The organism is Planococcus sp. APC 3900 (genome assembly GCF_030407735.1).
Classification (GTDB): Bacteria; Bacillota; Bacilli; order Bacillales_A; family Planococcaceae; genus Planococcus; species Planococcus notacanthi.
Window position 1 is genome coordinate 70,236 of sequence record NZ_JASDCT010000003.1, and the last position, 17,121, is coordinate 87,356.

A 17,121-nucleotide genomic window follows, 5' to 3' on the forward strand; every position below is an offset into this window, starting at 1 on the left:
TTCATCGGCAGGCATGCTGCTTGCCGACAAGACACAAGAAACTATACGAAAGGAACGTTAAGTGGAAGGAGCGGCTAAGAATGAAAACCGCAAGAGATACGGATTTTTTTCGCCAATTCAATGAGGCATTCTTTCAAGGTGACCGGGAATTCATTGAATCAAGTATTACGGAAGACGTAGTATGGACCATCGTCGGGTCCGAACCGATCAGAGGCAAGCAGGCGTTTCTTGATGTGGCTTTCGGCGTAGAAGAGGGTTATACCAATATGGACTGTACGACGGAACTTTCTTTGACCAACGGCAGGGAAGCGGCGCTAAAAGGGAAAATGATCAAGAAAGGCGACGGAGATAAACCGAAAATCTACGCTTTTTGTGACTTTTACGTATTGGGTGACGAAGAAGATGGAAAAATAAAGGATATGACCACTTTCGTCATCGAATTGAAGGAATAAAGAAACGGAAAACCCTCTCTGGTGTGAGACAGAGGGGGTTTCTTTGGGGAAAAGACAACAGCGAAATGGCGTTCATAGCTATAAATGTAATTACTTACATAAGGCTAAACAAAAAAAGTTCAAAATATGTAAACAATGAAAAAGAAAGCGAATTAGAAAGTTCATTACTGCAATAAATGTAAATGAATAAAGATAGGACGACTGAACCTTTGGCATTTCCAGCAGTATCTCTCGAAACAACTATGGGGCAATACTTGGGTACCATCTGAAGAAGGGGGAAAAGGGGCGATACAGTTTGCCGGCTCGTCTTTTCTGATGAACATGGGCTGAGTTTATGGTAAAATGGAGAAATATCAACTGTGACTAGAGGGGTGACTAAATATGACCACCGTATGTTTGGTTCGGCACGGGGAAACGGACTGGAATGCACAAGGGAAGATTCAAGGGACGGCCGATATTCCATTGAATAAAGCAGGTGCACGCCAAGCGGCGCAATGCGGGGCGTATTTAACTGGTGCTGATTGGGATTTGATCGTCACGAGTCCGCTGCAGCGCGCCCGGCGTACTGCTGAAATCATCAACGAAACCTTGGGGTTGCCGCTGATTGAAATGGAACAGTTTGCGGAAAAACATTTTGGGGACGCTGAAGGAATGACCTATGAAGAACGTGCGCTGACATTTCCAAACCGGTTTTATCCCAACCAGGAAGACAATGAGCTTTTCGCAGAACGGCTCGCTGCAGGATTGAAGATCATCAACGATCGCTTTCCTGAACAGCGTGTGCTGCTGGTGTCCCATGGAGGCGTCATCAATGCCATACTCGGTGAATTGTCGAACGGTGAAATCGGCTCGGGTAAAACCCGGTTGTTGAATGCTTGCCTTAGCCATATCCATTTCGACAAACACAATTGGATCATCCAAAATTACAATCAGGTAAGCCATCTTCAACACTCGCTGAGCAGCAGTTAAGCCGGCAGCTTTTAAAAAAGCAGCAAGACGATTTTTCGTCCTGCTGCTTTTTATTTTTTCGCTGTATTTTTTTCTTTGTCCATGCGGTAGACGTAAACAGCCATCGCTCCCATGAATAATGCTGAATTGAACCAGAAGACGATATCGCCCAGCATGCCGTCAAAAATCAAAGCATTTGCTGAAGTGATCAATTGCATGGCGATGATGAATAAAATCAAAATGGTTGGTGTCTTCATTTCTTCACTCCGTTCCTTTCCTTATTATAAAGCTGCTGGTGATTATTTCAAGCAGGCACATTAAACCCGAAAAGTGAAAGTTGCCAGAAGGAATGGCATAATGGCAAAGAGAGAACGTCAGTTGAGGAGGAACCGGTATGGTGAAATGGAAAGAAGAAATGGTTATTGAGGCCGATATTGAAAAAGTATGGAGTTTGTTCCGGGATGACAACGTGAAAAAATTGATGCCCAAAGTGGAAGAGCATATTCTGTTGGAAAACGACAATGACCAGTTGGGTGCCAAACATGCCCAAAGCTACCATGAAGGGAACCAGCTCCAAACCTATATTGTCGAGACGGTCGGCTATGAAGATACGCCCGATAAAAAACTCAAGCAAACCCAGTTTGAGATGGGCCAGAGTTTTGATGTGTTTTATTCGTTTACGCTATTGAAAGACGGTGAAAACCGGACAAAGTTCATTTACGAAGGGACGAACAAAGGCAAAGGGTTAATGGGCAAGGCGATGCTGCTGACGGGCAGCAAGAAAAGACGCCAGCAGACCGTCCAGACGTTCATGGAACGCGTACGGGAGGAAGCTTTGAAACTTTAGGAGGACGAAAAGATGGTGCACTGGAATGAGCAACGGGTGATTCATGCTCCTATTGATAAGGTATGGGCACTGTTTTCGGATGACCGGCTGCAAACCATTATGCCGCAGCTGAAAAAACACCAATTGATCGAAGGCCCGCCTAACCAAGTGGGTTCCAAGTATGCGCAGCAAAACCAGATGGGCAACCGCGTGATCAGTTATGTCATGGAAATCACTGCTTATGAAGATTTGCCGAATGGCAAGCGCAAAGACCTCAGCTTTGTAGCAGGAGGGCTTTTCAAGATTTGCTTAAGCTTTAACTTAAGTAAAATCAGCGATGAAGAGACCTTATTCGTCTACAGCGGTTCCAATACGGGGGCCAATTTGGCGGGGAGGGCTTTGCTGAAGCTTGACCCGAACGACAGCAGCAGAGAGCAGGCGAAAGAATTGATGGACCGGGTCCTTATTGAAGCAGAATCTTAAAGGTGAATGACAGCAGTCATATAAGAGCGGTTCCTTATTTAGCAGAAAACCATGAAAATAGATGAACAAACAACTATAAACAAAATAGAAAAAAAGAGCTTTCATCTGTCAATATGTCAAAAACAGAGAAAAGGCTCTTTTTTAATAAATATGTAACATACTACTTAAGGATTTAACATATAAATTCAAAAACGTCTACAAGAAAAACTAAAAATCAATAAATAGCTCAAACTGAAACAAGATGTAATATGTATTAAAAGAACCGTGCAAAGTAATAGCAGAAAAACAAAGCTTTTCGTGACAGCCGATGGTTGTATTTGTATGATATAGAAAATGAACATGGCTACATGTCATCCATAGGGGGATTGGAACATGATCAAGGTCTATGAAAAAGAACAGGTTTTGTGTGTAGAAGGAATTTTGGAACAGACCCGCAGCAAAGTATTTGTGTATCTGGTTGACGGCATGCTGATTGATACGGGCGCCGAGAAACTTCAAAAAGAATTAGAGGTGTTTTTCACTGATCATTCGTTTGACCAAGTCGTCTTGACGCATCACCATGAAGATCATACCGGAAACACCGCATGGCTCCAGCAACATGTTGAAGTTCCATTTTTTCTTCATCCACTGGGCATGCCAATAATTTAAGATGATGGAGAGTACCCGGAATACCGAAAAATCACCTGGGGCAATCGGCGCGCCTTTAACGCTTTGCCGCTTGGGGAGCGCGTCCGCTCCCGGACACTAGAATGGCAAGTGATCCATACACCTGGACACGCCGACGACCATGTTGCCTTGTTTCATGAAGAATCGGGCCGACTGTTTACGGGAGATCTTTTTGTGTCCCCTAAAACGCGCGTCATGATGAAAACAGAGTCGGTCCCGCTCATCATGGCATCGCTGCGTAAATTACTGGCGCTGCCATTCACATCGGTCTTCTGCAGCCATGCGGGTTTTTTGAAAAACGGACGCGCCTTGCTTGAGCAGAAGCTGAACCACTTGGAAAGCCTGCAGCAAACAATCATTGATCTTCATAAAAAAGGACAGACCCCAAGCGAAATCAATCAACAGCTTTTTCAAAAAACCTATCCGATCATCAAGTTTTCGAACAGGGAATGGGACACCATCCATATTGTCACTTCTGTCGTCTTTGATTTTGAAAGCAGGAAGAACCAGTGTATACAGCCTCGTGCAAATACATTAGGAATCCTCAGAAAAGGAAATGCCTTTCTCCTGGAACAGCAATTCGTCCGCCATTCAAAAGGAGACGGCCCTTTTTACCGGCCGCTGGGCGGCACGATTGAGCTGGGAGAGACTTCAGTAGCTGCGTTGAAAAGAGAGTTTAAAGAAGAAATTGATGCAGAAATCCGCGTTGGGCGGTATATGGACGTCCTCGAAAACATCTATGCCTTAAACAAACGGGTTTTCCATGAAATCTCCCTTGTCTACGAAGTGGAATTTGTGGATTCTGAACAGTTACAAAGAGAATCCTTTGAGGTGACAGAAGGAAGCAAAAAAACGCTGGCGAAATGGGTCAGTTTGGGTGAATTGGCACTGGAAGAAACCACGCTTTATCCGGACGGGCTGCTCGCCTTGCTCCAACAATTGCCGGAACCAGCCCAAACCAAAACCTGATTGCATATATCGCTAGAACTGCATTAGTGGGCTAGCAGAACTCTGATAGAAGTTTTGGTATACTGAAGGCAGAAATTCAGTCTGTTGCAGTCTGAGGATGAGAGGAGCAAGCCCTTCATGACTTATTTGATTATGTTAGTGGAATTATTGGCAATTGCACTGTTCATCTATTACGTCAGTGGCCGATTGATGGGTTCAAAAGTCAATTTTACGAAAAGGATCCTTTCTGTACTGCTAGGGGTCAGTTTGACGACATTCGTCTATTGGTATTCGTATCTGCGCTATACGGACTTTTCAACTGAAAGCATCGCCTTTGCGGTTACAGACGCCAGCGCCATTATTTGGATCGGCAGTATGCTGCTGATTTCGATGTTGTTCTACTTGTTTTTCGAACTGTTCGATCCAATTGAACTCGGTGAACGGGGAGAGCGCATCACTGGGCGGAAATTTATCGTTCAACGGCTAAGGCATCGGTGGCGCCGCCAGAAACGCCTGAGCCAAGTACTTGAAATTGCTGTCCGGAACGGATTTTCCCGCACAATCCGTTATGCCCGCCACCGGGAAAGCAACCGTGATTTCGCCATTGCTTTCCGCGATACGCTGGAACAAAGCGGGGGCATCTTCATCAAATTCGGCCAGGTTCTGTCCACTCGCACCGAATTGTTTTCACCCGTTTTCATCGAAGAACTGGAAACCCTGCAGCAGGATGTCAAACCCCTGACCAGCGACCAAGTCACGAGCATTCTGAAGAATTCCTTATCGGCAAGCATTGAAGATGTCTTCTCGGAATTTCATATGGAGCCGCTCGCTGCAGGTTCCATCGGCCAAGTGCACCGGGCTGTGCTGCGGAAAACGCAGGAAGATGTAGTGGTGAAATTGCTGCGTCCTGAAGTGAAAGGCATCATGCGCAATGATTTAGACATTCTCGTCGAATTCGCCGATTGGGTCACCAGCAAGTCGAAATGGGCAGAAAATATCGGTTTCCGTGAACTCGCCATTGGTTTTGCGAACGGGCTGCGCGAAGAAATCAATTTCGGGATTGAGACACGCAATACCATTCAAGTGGCCAATGCACTCAAAAAAAGCGATTACCTGGTGAAAATTCCCCATGTTTACCGGGAATACAGCAATGACAACTTAATCGTCATGCAGTATTTTAAAGGGAAGAGCATTTCCAGAGGACAAGACGTCTTTGACCAGTTTGATGTCGACCAGAAAGAGTTTGGGCGGACGGTGCTGTTCTCCTTTTTTGAACAGATGCTGTTTTCCGGGATCTTTCATGCCGATCCGCATCCGGGCAATATCTTCATCGATGAACAAGATGGACAGCCGGTTCTTCTGGATTTTGGTGCTGTTGGACGTTTGGCCGCTCCGCAGCAGGACGGTTTGAATCTGTTCATCATCGGTGTCCAGCAAAATGACGCAGAAGTCATTTGCGACGCCATCAATGCACTTGTAGAAGACAATAGCCAGATTGACCGCCAAAAGCTTGAACAAGCGGTCGGGCAATTGCTGCTGAAGATATCGTACGTCGACAAGATCCAGACGGAAGAACTGATCCATGCCATGTTTGATATCGTCCGTGAGTTTGGTTTAGCCTTCTATCCTTCTGTCGGCATGGCGCTGCGTTCACTGATCAGCCTCGACAGCACGCTCCATACCATCGATCCGAAGTTCGATATGTTCACCGAAGCCAAGGTCTTCGCGAAGAAATACAAAACCGCTGTGCTGAAGAAGCCGTTTACAGAACCACGCGAAACCAAACAAAAAATCGAAGAAGAATTGGCCTTGCTGATTCCGGAAATGATGAAATTGCCGAAACGCGCCGATCAATTGATCCAGCGCATAGAAGGCGGTAAAATCATCCTGCACCATGACGTGTTTTCCGACAAACACAACGCCAATTTCATCCTTCAATTGTTTTCCCGTTTCGTGCTGCTGTTGTCAGGCATCACGTTCGGTTTGATATCCGCCGCCTTGCTCGCAATTGCACAGTTCATCAATACCCAATACGCCATCTACTTGAACACCGCTGCTTATACCGGATTGTTCCTGTGCGTCATCCTATTGGTGCGATTGTCCATCCAGGCCATCCGTGATATGAAGCGAAGCACTTCCTGAAAAATCGCACTCTTAAACAGAGTGTGGTTTTTTATATCAGCTGGAGGGATGGCACCATAAAAAACGGCAGCCATTTATACAAAAGAGGCGAATTTGTATTCTATATCCGACGAACCTGTACACCGGAATAGCCGTCGCCACCATCTATTGTTTTGTCTTCTGAAAACTCAGCAAACCAGGCTGATTTCGAGTGCCCTTTATTTTTTATTCAGTTATCATTCAATTGGTTTTTCTGGGATTATTCGCATGGATGAACAACCATATTAGAGCCGATGAATATTTAACACACGACTGTGTAGACCTGTATGGAGACGTCATCATCTTGTTTTATTTCTTGATGGTGATGCCGCTCCTTTGAGAGTTGCAAAAAAAAGACAAGGAGGTGCTTGGATGTTTGATCAGGGCTTTCCTGAACAGTTGAAAGAGGACGTTCTTGCCGTAACCAGATTGATTGCCAATAAATCGGCGAATGCTGCTATGGAGATGCCTGAGCAATTTATTCATTATGTACATAAAGACAAGGCTATTCAATTTCCTTATCGCATCTATTACGCGGACATTCCAGATAAAGCGGCCGCCAAGTTAAGCCCTCAGCAAAAAATGATTCTGCATTGCATCTATTCAAGAAGCCACGATGGCTTGATACGCCAAAAGCATCTGCGCTGCTTGCTGCAAATGGATTATGAAGAGTGGGCTATCCCTTATATTGTGAAAATCTGTGATGAATACGTTGTAGAGATACTGGAGATGGTTTATGGCTTATTGAAGAATCAGGATACCACCGAGATTCAGCGCTTTTGTTTAGAAAACAAAGAGTCGTTCTGCAGAAGCTACAGCAGAATGATCAGCTATTGGAACGAATATCACCGGTTAAACTCTCCTGATTTTCAGCAATATGTGGGCCGGAAGTTGTTTAGAGAGTGTCTAGGATACAAAAAGTCAATGGAACTGAAGACCAAACCATCATTACACTAAGTAAAAGCCTATTAAAAACACTAATCCGACCTAACCCACCAATTCGCAGCCGAATTGGTGGGTTTTTCAGGATAAAATCATGACTCATCACTTTGGATTAAATTTAAGTTAGAAGCTCTGGAAATAAATTGAAAGAAAATTGAAACGATTCGTCTTCTCATTCGTATTATTACCAAGAACGGACTTTTGAAATACAGAAATTAACCAATGGGGAGGGATTTTATGTATTTTATTAAAAAGAACGAAGAAGCATCTCGGAAGAATCATGTTGGTTTTTCGGTTTTACTGATTGTCACTTTTCTGCTTATGGGATGTTCCACCGGCGATACTGAAGAAGGTAACGGGGCGGAAGCCAAAGAAGCTGTAGATAAAAACGAACAGGCCATCCGAGCCGTTATTGAAGAGGAATTCAATGGTCCAGACGAGGAATATAAAGAATTGCTGAATGCAGCGATGGAAGCACAGGTTTCAGAAGAGTATATGGATGATTACGAAGCCTACTTGGAATCACCTGAATACCAAGCGTTAATGAGCTATATGGAAGAAACGTACGCTTCTTATTTTACAGAGAACGGCTATGATCACTTTATCAATTCCACGCCGGCTTTTATGTATTCAGGCTTTGAACAAGACTATGAGTTGACTCCTTCTAATATTGAGATAGTTCAAAACGAAGCCGAAGAAACGCTATACGATATTAGTTTCCAAGTAGCGTACACAGATGGAAACGGTGAATCGAGTGACTACCATTTCGAAGGGAGTGCCACTGTCCCTGAAGAAGGAAAAATCGGGAAGATTGAGTATTTGGACGGCTATGAAGATGGACTCCATCAAGCACTCACCAATAATGAATAGATATAGAATGACTCAACGCTGCCTTTTAGGCGGCGTTTTTCTTTTTAGGTGGTTAAATTCCTGTTTGTACCGCTTCAACAATAAACTTTTCTTTTTAGGCTATTTTTGGATTTAATTAGGTAAAATTTATTATTTTTAACTAATATCTTCTATATAGATGTATGATACTTCTAATCATACAATTGCATCTAATCGAGAAACAACCGGGAGGAAATATAAATGAGTAAAGTTTTAGCTTTTATCCGCAAATACATCGGTATTATCATTGTAGCTATCATCATGCTGTTGGTCGGCTCGTCATTTGGTCCGTCTCAAGCGCAAGTAGAAGTGAAAGATACAGAGATTTCTTCTTTACAGAAAGAAATTAAAGCCTATAAGAATACAGAAAGTGAACAGTTGGCAGCTATTGAGAAGCTGGAAAAAGAAAATACCCTCTATAAAGAAGCCGAAGTTGCATTAAAGAAAAAAGAAGATGATCTTAAGAAGCTAGAAGAAGAAAAAGCAGCTCAAGTTAAAAAGGAAAAAGAAGAAGCCGCGGCTAAAGAAGCGGAAGAACTAGCTGCGAAGAAAAAAGCCGAACAAGAGGAAAAAGCACGCGTTGCTGCAGAGAAGGCTGAAGCTGAACAAGCGGAAGCTGCTTCAGCAAGTTCATCCCAGTCGGAGGAAACGAATACTGATTCAGCAGCAAGCTCATCTACAGAAACCCAATTTGCGAACTGCACAGAGCTTCGTTCGGTTCACCCAGCGGGAGTTCCAAAAGGACATGCAGCCTACCAAAGCAAGATGGATCGTGATAACGATGATTATGCATGTGAAAATTAATCAAACGTTAAAAACAGCCACTCAATAAATTGTGGCTGTTTTTTTATATCTATTAAAGAATTTCTAGAACTATTCCTATATAGGATAGATTTAACAGGAAGTACGCGCATTTACCAGGTGCCCATGTTTGACATATCGAATAAAATCGATATACAATGCGTCTATGGATAATTTAAATGAATTAGATGTATTTAAAGCGTTGTCGAACAAGACCCGTCTGGATATACTTAAGTGGCTGAAAGAACCCGAAAAGAATTTCCCGAAACAACAGGCCCATTTGCCGAAGGAGGTCAGCATTGAAGGTGGGGTTTGTGTGGGGGATATTCAAGATAAAGTGAACTTGTCCCAATCTACGGTTTCGCATTACTTGTCACTTATGCAAAAAGCCGGGCTTTTGGAAGCAGTCCGCTATGGGCAATGGACGTATTACAGACGCAATGAAGAGACCTTGGCTAAAATTGCAGAGTTCGTGAAACAGGAGATTTGATTCTTTTGGAAGCGGATCTCTGTCTGATTTATATATCGATTATTCTAGATATATCTATATTTTAAACTCCAGACTTTTTAAAATAAGAGTAGGGAAGGCACCATACGAAAAGTATTGGAGTGAATTATTTTATGGCCATACAGGCGCGAGAAGATCTATTGAATACAAAACAGAAGGTATTGGCATTTACTTTAACGTTATTGACTTTTGTGATGGGGACCAGCGAGTTTGTCATTGTCGGGCTTTTGACAGAAGTCTCGACCGATTTGAATATCACATTGGCTACGGCAGGCACGTTGATTTCAGGATTTGCGATTGCTTATGCCATCGGCACACCGCTGCTTACGGCTTACGTCAGCCGGTTTCCCAAATATCCATTGATGCTTTTATTTATAACGATTTTCATCATCGGCAACATCATCAGTGCTTTATCAGGTTCTTATGAACTCTTAGTGTTGTCGCGTATCTTAACAGCCGTTGTCAGCGGTGTATTGATCGCCTTGTCGATGAGCATCGCAAGTGACACCATGCCCGAAGCCAAGAAAGGGTCAATCATTGCCCTCATTTTTGCCGGATTCACGATTGCCAACGTTCTGGGGGTTCCTTTAGGGACGTTTATCGGACAGCTTGGCAATTGGCAGCTGACTTTCTGGTTTACAGCGCTCTTGGGCGTCATCAGCCTGGGGATCAGCATTTTCATTATCCCGAAACACTTGCCGGTTGAAAAAGCATCCGCTAAAGAACAGTTGAAATTACTGACGAATCCGCGGATGGTGTTGGCGTTCTTTATCCCGACGTTCGCTATTGCGGGTACTTATACTGTCTATACCTATATCACACCGATTCTGGAAGACGGATTGGGAATTCCGACAGCGTATATCAGCATAATACTTTTGGCGTACGGCGCGTTTTCCATCCTCAGCAATGTATTGGCAGGGAAAATTGCCAGCCATAACGGCATCAGCAAACTGCGCTTTGTCTTTATCGTTCAAGCGATCATCTTAGGGTCGCTGTTCTTTACCATGCAATCGACGGTTGCCGGACTCGTCAGCATCTTATTGATGGCCGTCATGATCTACGTCATGAACGCGACGATTCAGCTGTATTTGATGAATTTAGCGGCGGTTTATTTTCCGGCTGCCAAAGACTTTGCTTCATCGTTGACGCCTGTAGCCGTCAATATCGGCATTGCACTGGGAGCGACACTCGGCGGATATGTCGTGGCCCATGGCAGTTTGATTCATCTATCCTGGGTGGGCGGACTGTGTGCACTGATTGCATCCGGTTTGTCGTTCATCAGTTACCGGTTGGATCAAAAAGAAGTAAACGTCAATGCTCCTGCGTATCAGGGGATAAAATAATAATTCAAATGAACATCCAGCAGTTGGCTGGGTGTTTTTTTATGCTGTTTCTAAGAGATTCGTTGAAACGGATGACTCAATCGCTCGTATACTTATAAAGTGCTTTTTTAATCGCCTTTAAATAACCCTTTATAATTAGGAGAGTGGCCAATATGTCATCCATCGCATTTCTGGCTTCATTACGGCCATTTGCCATTCCGCAAGAAATGCAGGACAAGCAAGACCAAACTGACTTTAAAAAAGAAGAGGAGTTTCTGTCTTTTTCTATTCAACCCCTAGATGATTATTGGCTTGAAGAAACCGGAGGATTGTTTACGCTTCATTATTTGTATGAAGCTTACGGGTTGGAACATGAGGATTTTTTGCTGTATCTTGAAAAATACATGGAAACAGGTGACGTGTTGGAAATATACAGCGTCCCTAATCAGCATGGATTCAGCAAATACAAGCAAAAACTATTGGAGCGGCCGGAACCGATCCATATAAATGTAGGGAGCCATACATACCGGGACTCATTCGGCTTGTATCAATTGACTCATGATAACTGGGTGACCGAATTAAGCCATCGACTTTATCTTTCAGAGCACAGCATTACGACATTCGTAAAATATTGAGCCATAAGGTCTGGAGGCGCCGTATATGAAGAGAATTTTTTCTATCGTCATGCTGAGTTTGATGCTAGCTGCTTGCAGCGAAGAAACCGGAAGCTACGCGATGATTGTCGTAATGAATGACAGTGAGTATGGAGGCACGGAAGAAACGCTCGATGGCTATGAGATGGATAAAATAATAGGGACAATCACAAAGAAAGTTCCTGCTGACGTTTTCCCAGCAAATAATCAATCCAATGTTTTTGAAGCAGGAACGACTGTTTATTCTGTGAAGGGCGAAAACGCGTTTGTTATTGCTGAAGAACCAGACGGCCAAAAGCATTTGATGCAGCGTGCGCCAAGTGCCAATAACAAATAGATTGAAACGGAACAGATACAACTGGACTAGATGAGCGGTTAGTATGCCTGTAGATGTTTGGGAGCAATTGAGCAGCATGTGCTGAAAGTTGCCGGGTTTAAACAAGCGATACCAACATTGAGTACCGCTAACTGATTTACAACGGATGATTGCATAGGGGATATTTGGAGTAATGGATGCGTGGGATCCGTTAAGTTTGAAAGACTATGTAATATGTACAAGGATGGCAAAGACAGAAGAAGAGCCGGTAGCGAAAAAGCCTCTTTTCTTGAATTTCAATTTAAGTAGACATAATATAAATTATCGGAAGTAACGTTTCACTAATTAAGTATACTCATGACAGTGAGACGAAATGGATTTTTTCATAGAAACGAGCCGTTTTTGGCTTTTTTCAAGGATTTCAGCTTTTGTGTGTTTTCTGCGCATGTTTGAACATCTTTTTAATTTTACGTGTTGAATTTGTATGCTGAAGAATTTTTTTATTTCCATAGAAAATTCTTCAGCAAATTTTGTTTCTACAGATCCAGTTACAACGATTGAAATGAAAATTATCATCTCACGAACTTTATGAAACTTTGATTACACGTCAATCGTCACATCACTAGCAAATTCCATCGGTGTCCGTCCATATCTGCAAATGCTGCTCCGTAAAATCCATTCTGTTCCGCCGGTTCACTAAATACGAATCCGCCTGCTTGTTTCACTTTGCCGATCGTCTCATCAAGTTCTTCTTTCGAATCAACTGAAATCGAAAATAATGCTTCTGTCGACTGGTCGGTATCCGTTAATGCATTGAGCGAATAGTTTTTAAACCGCTCCTCCAAAACCAGCATGACATGTACTTGATGAACCCCGACGACCATCCCAACCATTTCATTGCCGGCTTGTCCTGGCTCCATGACATTAAACCCAACCGCACTGAAAAACTCCCGGGATCTCTCCAAATCTTTGACTGGCAGATTGATCCACAATTCCTTCACGATTTCTCACCTGCTTTCTTCAATTAATGAATCTCATATTAAGTTGGTAGCCGCATTTATTACCTTGATTTTATTCTATTTATCTGAATATTCATACCGTAAACACCTCTTTTAAGAATCGTAAGTAAAACTATCTATAAAACTGCGATGATTTGCTGCGGCATGTAACAACATGTGCGATTCAGTTCAGCCTTATAAGGTTCTCCGGCTTTTACTGCCCTTCCCCCTCTGTTACGTATTTAGAGTCCAGAAACGTTCGTAAAAGCATGGATCAAAGGTTAAAATAGGTGACGTGCACTCAACTAGGCTGCAAAGTTGAATATCCACTTACCCATTAAAGGAGCAATCATTATGAAAAAAGGCACTCTGGTCTACTTAAGGGCCATCAAAGACGAAGACATGGAAAGCATGTACCGCTCATGCCAAGATGAAGAACTCTTATACATGACAGGCACCCGCACTTCTTTCACATTTGATCAAATCCGTGAAAGCTATAAACGGTTCAGCCAAGATCCGAGCCGCCGCGACTTTGCGATCTGCTCCCTGGAGTCAGGTGAAACGATCGGAGATCTGGCCATACTGGACATAGACTTGCACAACAAAAAAGCTGGATTCCGGATCGCCTTGCACAGCAAGGATACGTGGAACAAAGGCTATGGCACGGAAGCCACCCAGCTGGCACTGGCTTTTACGTTTGAAGAACTCCAGCTTAACCGCCTGGAATTAGAAGTGTATTCCCATAATGTACGGGGAATAAAAGCATACGAAAAAGCAGGTTTTAAAAAGGAAGGCACATTGCGGCAATCCCTTTTCTGGAATCACCGCTATTCCGATGAAATCCTGATGGGCATGCTTCGGGCAGATTATGACAACCGCAAACAGTTCTAGCACTCTTCGCCAGCAAATATTTTCTTTTAGTATTCTTCGCCACAAGAATTTCCTATCAATTCTTGTGGCGTTTTTTAATTTCTTTTAAATTTTACCGGTATTATACAGAAATACTTATTAATTCTTGTTATACTAAAAGAAAATGGAAATGAGCGATTCTTTTGTCGAAAGCCACGGAAATAAATACAGATCCTCTCTTCTTTTATACAGTTGAACCTTTTGAAAGTACTCATGGACAATCTCTGAACCAGCCGCTCCACCGGCATTCCGAAACCGTGGAATTGCTGTTGGTGCTTGAAGGCACTGTGCACTGTCGTCTAGAAGGAAAAAGCTGCAAAGCTCCTGCTGGCGGCGTACTAGTCATTCCGCCTGGAACCTGGCATGAGCTGAGGTATCCAGCCTCTAAACAGCAAAGCGGATACCGACTGGCTTTTAGTGGGTACACTCTCCTTGCCCCTTCCTTTTCTGACTGGCCCCCTGTTATTCCAATCAGCGACCTGCACACGCTTAAAGCCCTGTTTGTCCGTCTGCAAAAAGAAAAAACGCAGCCGCATGCAGAACAAGCGGTGCGTCACTTGATCGGCCTGATACTGGCACTGATCAGCCGATCCATGGAAAACCGCAAGGCGACTGCACTCCATAACCGGGAACATACCATCCAGGAAATCAAACTCTATATGGAAGAAAACCATAGCCGCTCCTTGACGCTCAAGGACATCGCCGGCCGTTTCAACTTGAACAAATATCAGCTGGCTCGCACTTTCCAGCAAGTAACGGGCATCAGCCCCCTTCAATACCTCATCTCTTGCCGTATGGACGCAGCGAGGCAACTTCTCGTCGCCACCGATATGCCGGTTGCTGAAGTGGCCCAGGCGACCGGCTACAAAAGCGCCACTCAATTCCAAGCAGCGTTTAAAAAAGCAGTCGGTAAGACTCCTCGACAATATCGCATCGCCTGTAAAACCGCTGACCGAATCGAGGAAATTAAATAAAAAATGGAATTTCTTTGAAAACTGCTTTATCATAAATAACAAGAAATTATATTTTGGAATTGTACACCAGCGAATTTGCAGATATTATTGGTCATCAGTTTAAATTTTGGAGGAACAAATCAATGAAAAATGATGGCAAAAACAGCGACAACGAAGCGGTCCCAGACCTTTCTTCTTTAAATGGCTTACTCTATAAAGACTTGTTTGATGGCATGATTCAGCAAGCGCCCGTCGGCATGTATATATTAACTGGCCGGTCTTACAGCTATGTCAATCAGCACTTTTGTGAACTCATCGGCTACAGTGAAAAAGAGTTGTTGAACGGGGACGTCACGTTACCGGACCTTGTACATTCGGAAGACCTGCCCATTATCCGGACACGGGTAGTGGCGGATACCGGTTCGCTGGATGCCTATGCGCGTTACCGGCTCCGCGTATACAAACGCAGCGGAGAAATGATGCATGTGGAAGTCCATTCAACCAAGAAAAGGCTCCATGGACAAGACGTCCTGTTTGGAACCGTCATAGACGTCACCGCAGAAATCACAGCTGCCCTGCGTTTAACGGAAAATGAAGAAAGGCTAAATTCCCTGTTCGCTTATAATCCGGATGCGGTCTTCACTTTCGATTTGGAAGGGAATTTTATTACAGCCAATCCAGGATGTGAAACCCTGTCCGGCTATTCAATCCCGGAACTGCTTCAATTGTCTTTTATTCCATTGATTGTTTCAGAAGATTTGCCAGTGGCCCTTCTTCATTTTGGCAACGCCTTGCGCGGAGTTGCCGAAACTTATGAACTCACCATCACCCGTAAAGATGGCGAAAAACGGAACCTCTTGGTGACCAACTTCCCCATGAAGTCGGGTGGACAGATTGTCGGCGCCTATGGCATTGCGAAAGACGTCACCGATGCGGCCAACCATAAGAACCTGTTGGAAGAATTGGTGTTTTTCGATCCATTGACGCGCTTGCCCAACCGCAAATTATTTGAAGACCGGCTGAAACAGGCAATTGAAGCGTCACTTCCCCATGAACCTCAACCGACGGTGCTGTTCTTGAACCTGGATCGCTTCAAATTCATCAACGATTCGTTCGGCCACCGCTTCGGCGATGCGTTTTTGAAAGAAATTGCCCAGCGTCTGTTGGCAACTGTAGACAGCCCGAATACGGTGGGACGATTTGTCGGAGATGAATTCGCGGTGCTGTTGCCGAATCACGCAAAAGAGCGGGTTTTCCATCTGGCGGAACGCTTGAACGAGTCGTTGGCGGAACCTTTTGAAGTGTTGGGCCATTCCGTGTCCATCTCCGCAAGCGTGGGCATCGCTTTCAGTTGTGGCTCGAAAGAAAGTGTGGAGGGCCTGATCAAGAAAGCGGACACGGCCATGTACTATACCAAAAAACACAAAACCCATAACTACGCGGTTTATTCCGAAGAACTGGATCAACGGTCCGCTTACAAATTGAGCATCGAGCGGGAACTGAAAACGGCCATCGCCAAACAGCAATTGGTTCTCTATTATCAGCCGATCGTCGCGTTGCCCAACACCAAACTGAGCGCAATGGAAGCGTTGATCCGCTGGAACCACCCGGATCTCGGCATGGTGCCTCCTGATCACTTTATTCCCGTATCCGAGGAAAGCGGCCAGATTGTCGCCATCGGCCGTTGGGTCCTCTATACCGCCTGCCTGCAGAACAAAGCCTGGCAAGATCAGGGACACCCTCCCATCAAAATTTGCGTCAACATTTCCACCATCCAACTGCATCAGCCGAATTTTGTCCAAACGGTCAAATCCGTTTTGGAAGAAACCGGACTGGATGCCAAGTGGCTGGAACTGGAAGTGACGGAAAGCATTTTACTGGAAGAGACGGACTCCTTGAAACAAAGCCTCTGCGCTTTGAAAGAACTGGGCATTTCCTTGTCCATAGATGATTTTGGGACGGGGTACACGTCCCTCAGTTATTTGCGCCAGTTTTCATTTGACCGCATCAAAATCGACCGCAGCTTTATCGAAGACATCAGCAATGAACTAAAAGGCAAAGCGATCACGTCCACTATCATTTCACTGGCGCATCGATTGGGCATGGCAGTGGTGGCTGAAGGCATTGAAGACGAAGCCCAGTTGGCATTCCTGCAAAGCGAACGGTGCAATGAGGGCCAAGGGTATTACTTTAGCCGCCCGCTTCCGGCAGAGCTGCATGATTTGCCTCGTCTGTTCAACCCATCCCGTATTTGAGTGACATTGACGAATCGATCGAACCTCTACATTGCCAGTGATAGAAGAACATGAAAAGATGTCGCACAATTCAAAAGGCAGCCTGCTATTTTT

The 17,121-nt window shown here is 44.3% G+C and carries 18 protein-coding genes and 1 pseudogene; 17 read left to right on the forward strand and 2 right to left on the reverse strand.

What is annotated here, in order from left to right; all coding sequences use genetic code 11:
- Window positions 1–80 precede the first annotated feature (80 nt).
- Window positions 81–452 carry a nuclear transport factor 2 family protein gene (locus QMA04_RS07160; RefSeq protein ID WP_290184801.1) on the forward strand — a complete coding sequence of 124 codons (372 nt, stop codon included), beginning with the start codon at window positions 81–83 and terminating at the stop codon, window positions 450–452.
- A gap of 381 nt (window positions 453–833) precedes the next feature.
- Entirely contained in the window at window positions 834–1,421 is a 588-nt protein-coding gene (locus QMA04_RS07165) for a histidine phosphatase family protein (RefSeq protein WP_290184804.1), read from the forward strand.
- Between the two features lie 50 nt (window positions 1,422–1,471).
- On the opposite strand, the gene QMA04_RS07170 is transcribed toward QMA04_RS07165, so the two are convergent.
- The gene (locus QMA04_RS07170; RefSeq protein WP_191715675.1) at window positions 1,472–1,657 is read right to left on the reverse strand and encodes a hypothetical protein; all 186 of its coding nucleotides are present in this window, start codon (window positions 1,655–1,657) and stop codon (window positions 1,472–1,474) included.
- 137 nt (window positions 1,658–1,794) lie between these two features.
- Between QMA04_RS07170 and QMA04_RS07175 the strand changes: the two genes are divergently transcribed.
- From QMA04_RS07175 to QMA04_RS07230, 12 genes and pseudogenes are all read left to right on the forward strand, one after another.
- Window positions 1,795–2,247, forward strand: a complete 453-nt coding sequence (locus QMA04_RS07175) for an SRPBCC family protein (RefSeq protein ID WP_290184806.1) — start codon at window positions 1,795–1,797, stop codon at window positions 2,245–2,247.
- Between the two features lie 12 nt (window positions 2,248–2,259).
- On the forward strand, window positions 2,260–2,709 hold the full coding sequence (locus QMA04_RS07180; protein WP_290184808.1) for an SRPBCC family protein: 450 nt from the start codon (window positions 2,260–2,262) through the stop codon (window positions 2,707–2,709).
- Window positions 2,710–3,081: 372 nt separating this feature from the next.
- Window positions 3,082–3,645: pseudogene (locus QMA04_RS18215) on the forward strand (MBL fold metallo-hydrolase); the annotation flags it as partial.
- A 63-nt stretch (window positions 3,646–3,708) separates the two neighbouring features.
- Window positions 3,709–4,344, forward strand: a complete 636-nt coding sequence (locus tag QMA04_RS07190; protein ID WP_356781237.1) for an NUDIX hydrolase — start codon at window positions 3,709–3,711, stop codon at window positions 4,342–4,344.
- A gap of 117 nt (window positions 4,345–4,461) precedes the next feature.
- Window positions 4,462–6,465: an ABC1 kinase family protein gene (locus QMA04_RS07195; RefSeq protein WP_290184813.1), complete on the forward strand. Its 2,004-nt coding sequence runs from the start codon at window positions 4,462–4,464 to the stop codon at window positions 6,463–6,465.
- Window positions 6,466–6,855: 390 nt separating this feature from the next.
- Complete coding sequence (locus QMA04_RS07200) at window positions 6,856–7,440, forward strand: hypothetical protein (RefSeq protein WP_290184815.1); 585 nt, start codon at window positions 6,856–6,858, stop codon at window positions 7,438–7,440.
- 222 nt (window positions 7,441–7,662) lie between these two features.
- Window positions 7,663–8,295: a hypothetical protein gene (locus tag QMA04_RS07205; protein WP_290184817.1), complete on the forward strand. Its 633-nt coding sequence runs from the start codon at window positions 7,663–7,665 to the stop codon at window positions 8,293–8,295.
- A 219-nt stretch (window positions 8,296–8,514) separates the two neighbouring features.
- On the forward strand, window positions 8,515–9,117 hold the full coding sequence (locus tag QMA04_RS07210; RefSeq protein ID WP_290184819.1) for an excalibur calcium-binding domain-containing protein: 603 nt from the start codon (window positions 8,515–8,517) through the stop codon (window positions 9,115–9,117).
- Between the two features lie 163 nt (window positions 9,118–9,280).
- Window positions 9,281–9,604 carry an ArsR/SmtB family transcription factor gene (locus tag QMA04_RS07215; protein ID WP_203339970.1) on the forward strand — a complete coding sequence of 108 codons (324 nt, stop codon included), beginning with the start codon at window positions 9,281–9,283 and terminating at the stop codon, window positions 9,602–9,604.
- A gap of 131 nt (window positions 9,605–9,735) precedes the next feature.
- Window positions 9,736–10,965 carry an MFS transporter gene (locus QMA04_RS07220; RefSeq protein WP_290184821.1) on the forward strand — a complete coding sequence of 410 codons (1,230 nt, stop codon included), beginning with the start codon at window positions 9,736–9,738 and terminating at the stop codon, window positions 10,963–10,965.
- Between the two features lie 152 nt (window positions 10,966–11,117).
- Window positions 11,118–11,579: a hypothetical protein gene (locus QMA04_RS07225; RefSeq protein WP_290184823.1), complete on the forward strand. Its 462-nt coding sequence runs from the start codon at window positions 11,118–11,120 to the stop codon at window positions 11,577–11,579.
- A 25-nt stretch (window positions 11,580–11,604) separates the two neighbouring features.
- The gene (locus QMA04_RS07230; protein WP_191715684.1) at window positions 11,605–11,934 is read left to right on the forward strand and encodes a hypothetical protein; all 330 of its coding nucleotides are present in this window, start codon (window positions 11,605–11,607) and stop codon (window positions 11,932–11,934) included.
- 593 nt (window positions 11,935–12,527) lie between these two features.
- On the opposite strand, the gene QMA04_RS07235 is transcribed toward QMA04_RS07230, so the two are convergent.
- Window positions 12,528–12,914: a VOC family protein gene (locus QMA04_RS07235; protein WP_290184826.1), complete on the reverse strand. Its 387-nt coding sequence runs from the start codon at window positions 12,912–12,914 to the stop codon at window positions 12,528–12,530.
- A 351-nt stretch (window positions 12,915–13,265) separates the two neighbouring features.
- Between QMA04_RS07235 and QMA04_RS07240 the strand changes: the two genes are divergently transcribed.
- The 3 genes from QMA04_RS07240 to QMA04_RS07250 all read left to right on the forward strand — a co-directional run bounded on the left by QMA04_RS07240 (window position 13,266) and on the right by QMA04_RS07250 (window position 17,028).
- The gene (locus tag QMA04_RS07240; protein ID WP_290184827.1) at window positions 13,266–13,802 is read left to right on the forward strand and encodes a GNAT family N-acetyltransferase; all 537 of its coding nucleotides are present in this window, start codon (window positions 13,266–13,268) and stop codon (window positions 13,800–13,802) included.
- Between the two features lie 161 nt (window positions 13,803–13,963).
- On the forward strand, window positions 13,964–14,794 hold the full coding sequence (locus QMA04_RS07245) for an AraC family transcriptional regulator (protein WP_290184828.1): 831 nt from the start codon (window positions 13,964–13,966) through the stop codon (window positions 14,792–14,794).
- 122 nt (window positions 14,795–14,916) lie between these two features.
- Entirely contained in the window at window positions 14,917–17,028 is a 2,112-nt protein-coding gene (locus QMA04_RS07250; protein WP_290184830.1) for a sensor domain-containing protein, read from the forward strand.
- Window positions 17,029–17,121 lie beyond the last annotated feature (93 nt).

What these genes read in the sequence shown, in the direction of transcription:
- QMA04_RS07160 (WP_290184801.1), top strand. Translation starts at nt 81, where the DNA reads ATGAAAACCGCAAGAGATACGGATTTTTTTCGCCAATTCAATGAGGCA.
- QMA04_RS07165 (WP_290184804.1), top strand. Translation starts at nt 834, where the DNA reads ATGACCACCGTATGTTTGGTTCGGCACGGGGAAACGGACTGGAATGCA.
- QMA04_RS07170 (WP_191715675.1), bottom strand. Translation starts at nt 1,657, where the DNA reads ATGAAGACACCAACCATTTTGATTTTATTCATCATCGCCATGCAATTG.
- QMA04_RS07175 (WP_290184806.1), top strand. Translation starts at nt 1,795, where the DNA reads ATGGTGAAATGGAAAGAAGAAATGGTTATTGAGGCCGATATTGAAAAA.
- QMA04_RS07180 (WP_290184808.1), top strand. Translation starts at nt 2,260, where the DNA reads ATGGTGCACTGGAATGAGCAACGGGTGATTCATGCTCCTATTGATAAG.
- QMA04_RS07195 (WP_290184813.1), top strand. Translation starts at nt 4,462, where the DNA reads ATGACTTATTTGATTATGTTAGTGGAATTATTGGCAATTGCACTGTTC.
- QMA04_RS07200 (WP_290184815.1), top strand. Translation starts at nt 6,856, where the DNA reads ATGTTTGATCAGGGCTTTCCTGAACAGTTGAAAGAGGACGTTCTTGCC.
- QMA04_RS07205 (WP_290184817.1), top strand. Translation starts at nt 7,663, where the DNA reads ATGTATTTTATTAAAAAGAACGAAGAAGCATCTCGGAAGAATCATGTT.
- QMA04_RS07210 (WP_290184819.1), top strand. Translation starts at nt 8,515, where the DNA reads ATGAGTAAAGTTTTAGCTTTTATCCGCAAATACATCGGTATTATCATT.
- QMA04_RS07215 (WP_203339970.1), top strand. Translation starts at nt 9,281, where the DNA reads ATGGATAATTTAAATGAATTAGATGTATTTAAAGCGTTGTCGAACAAG.
- QMA04_RS07220 (WP_290184821.1), top strand. Translation starts at nt 9,736, where the DNA reads ATGGCCATACAGGCGCGAGAAGATCTATTGAATACAAAACAGAAGGTA.
- QMA04_RS07225 (WP_290184823.1), top strand. Translation starts at nt 11,118, where the DNA reads ATGTCATCCATCGCATTTCTGGCTTCATTACGGCCATTTGCCATTCCG.
- QMA04_RS07230 (WP_191715684.1), top strand. Translation starts at nt 11,605, where the DNA reads ATGAAGAGAATTTTTTCTATCGTCATGCTGAGTTTGATGCTAGCTGCT.
- QMA04_RS07240 (WP_290184827.1), top strand. Translation starts at nt 13,266, where the DNA reads ATGAAAAAAGGCACTCTGGTCTACTTAAGGGCCATCAAAGACGAAGAC.
- QMA04_RS07250 (WP_290184830.1), top strand. Translation starts at nt 14,917, where the DNA reads ATGAAAAATGATGGCAAAAACAGCGACAACGAAGCGGTCCCAGACCTT.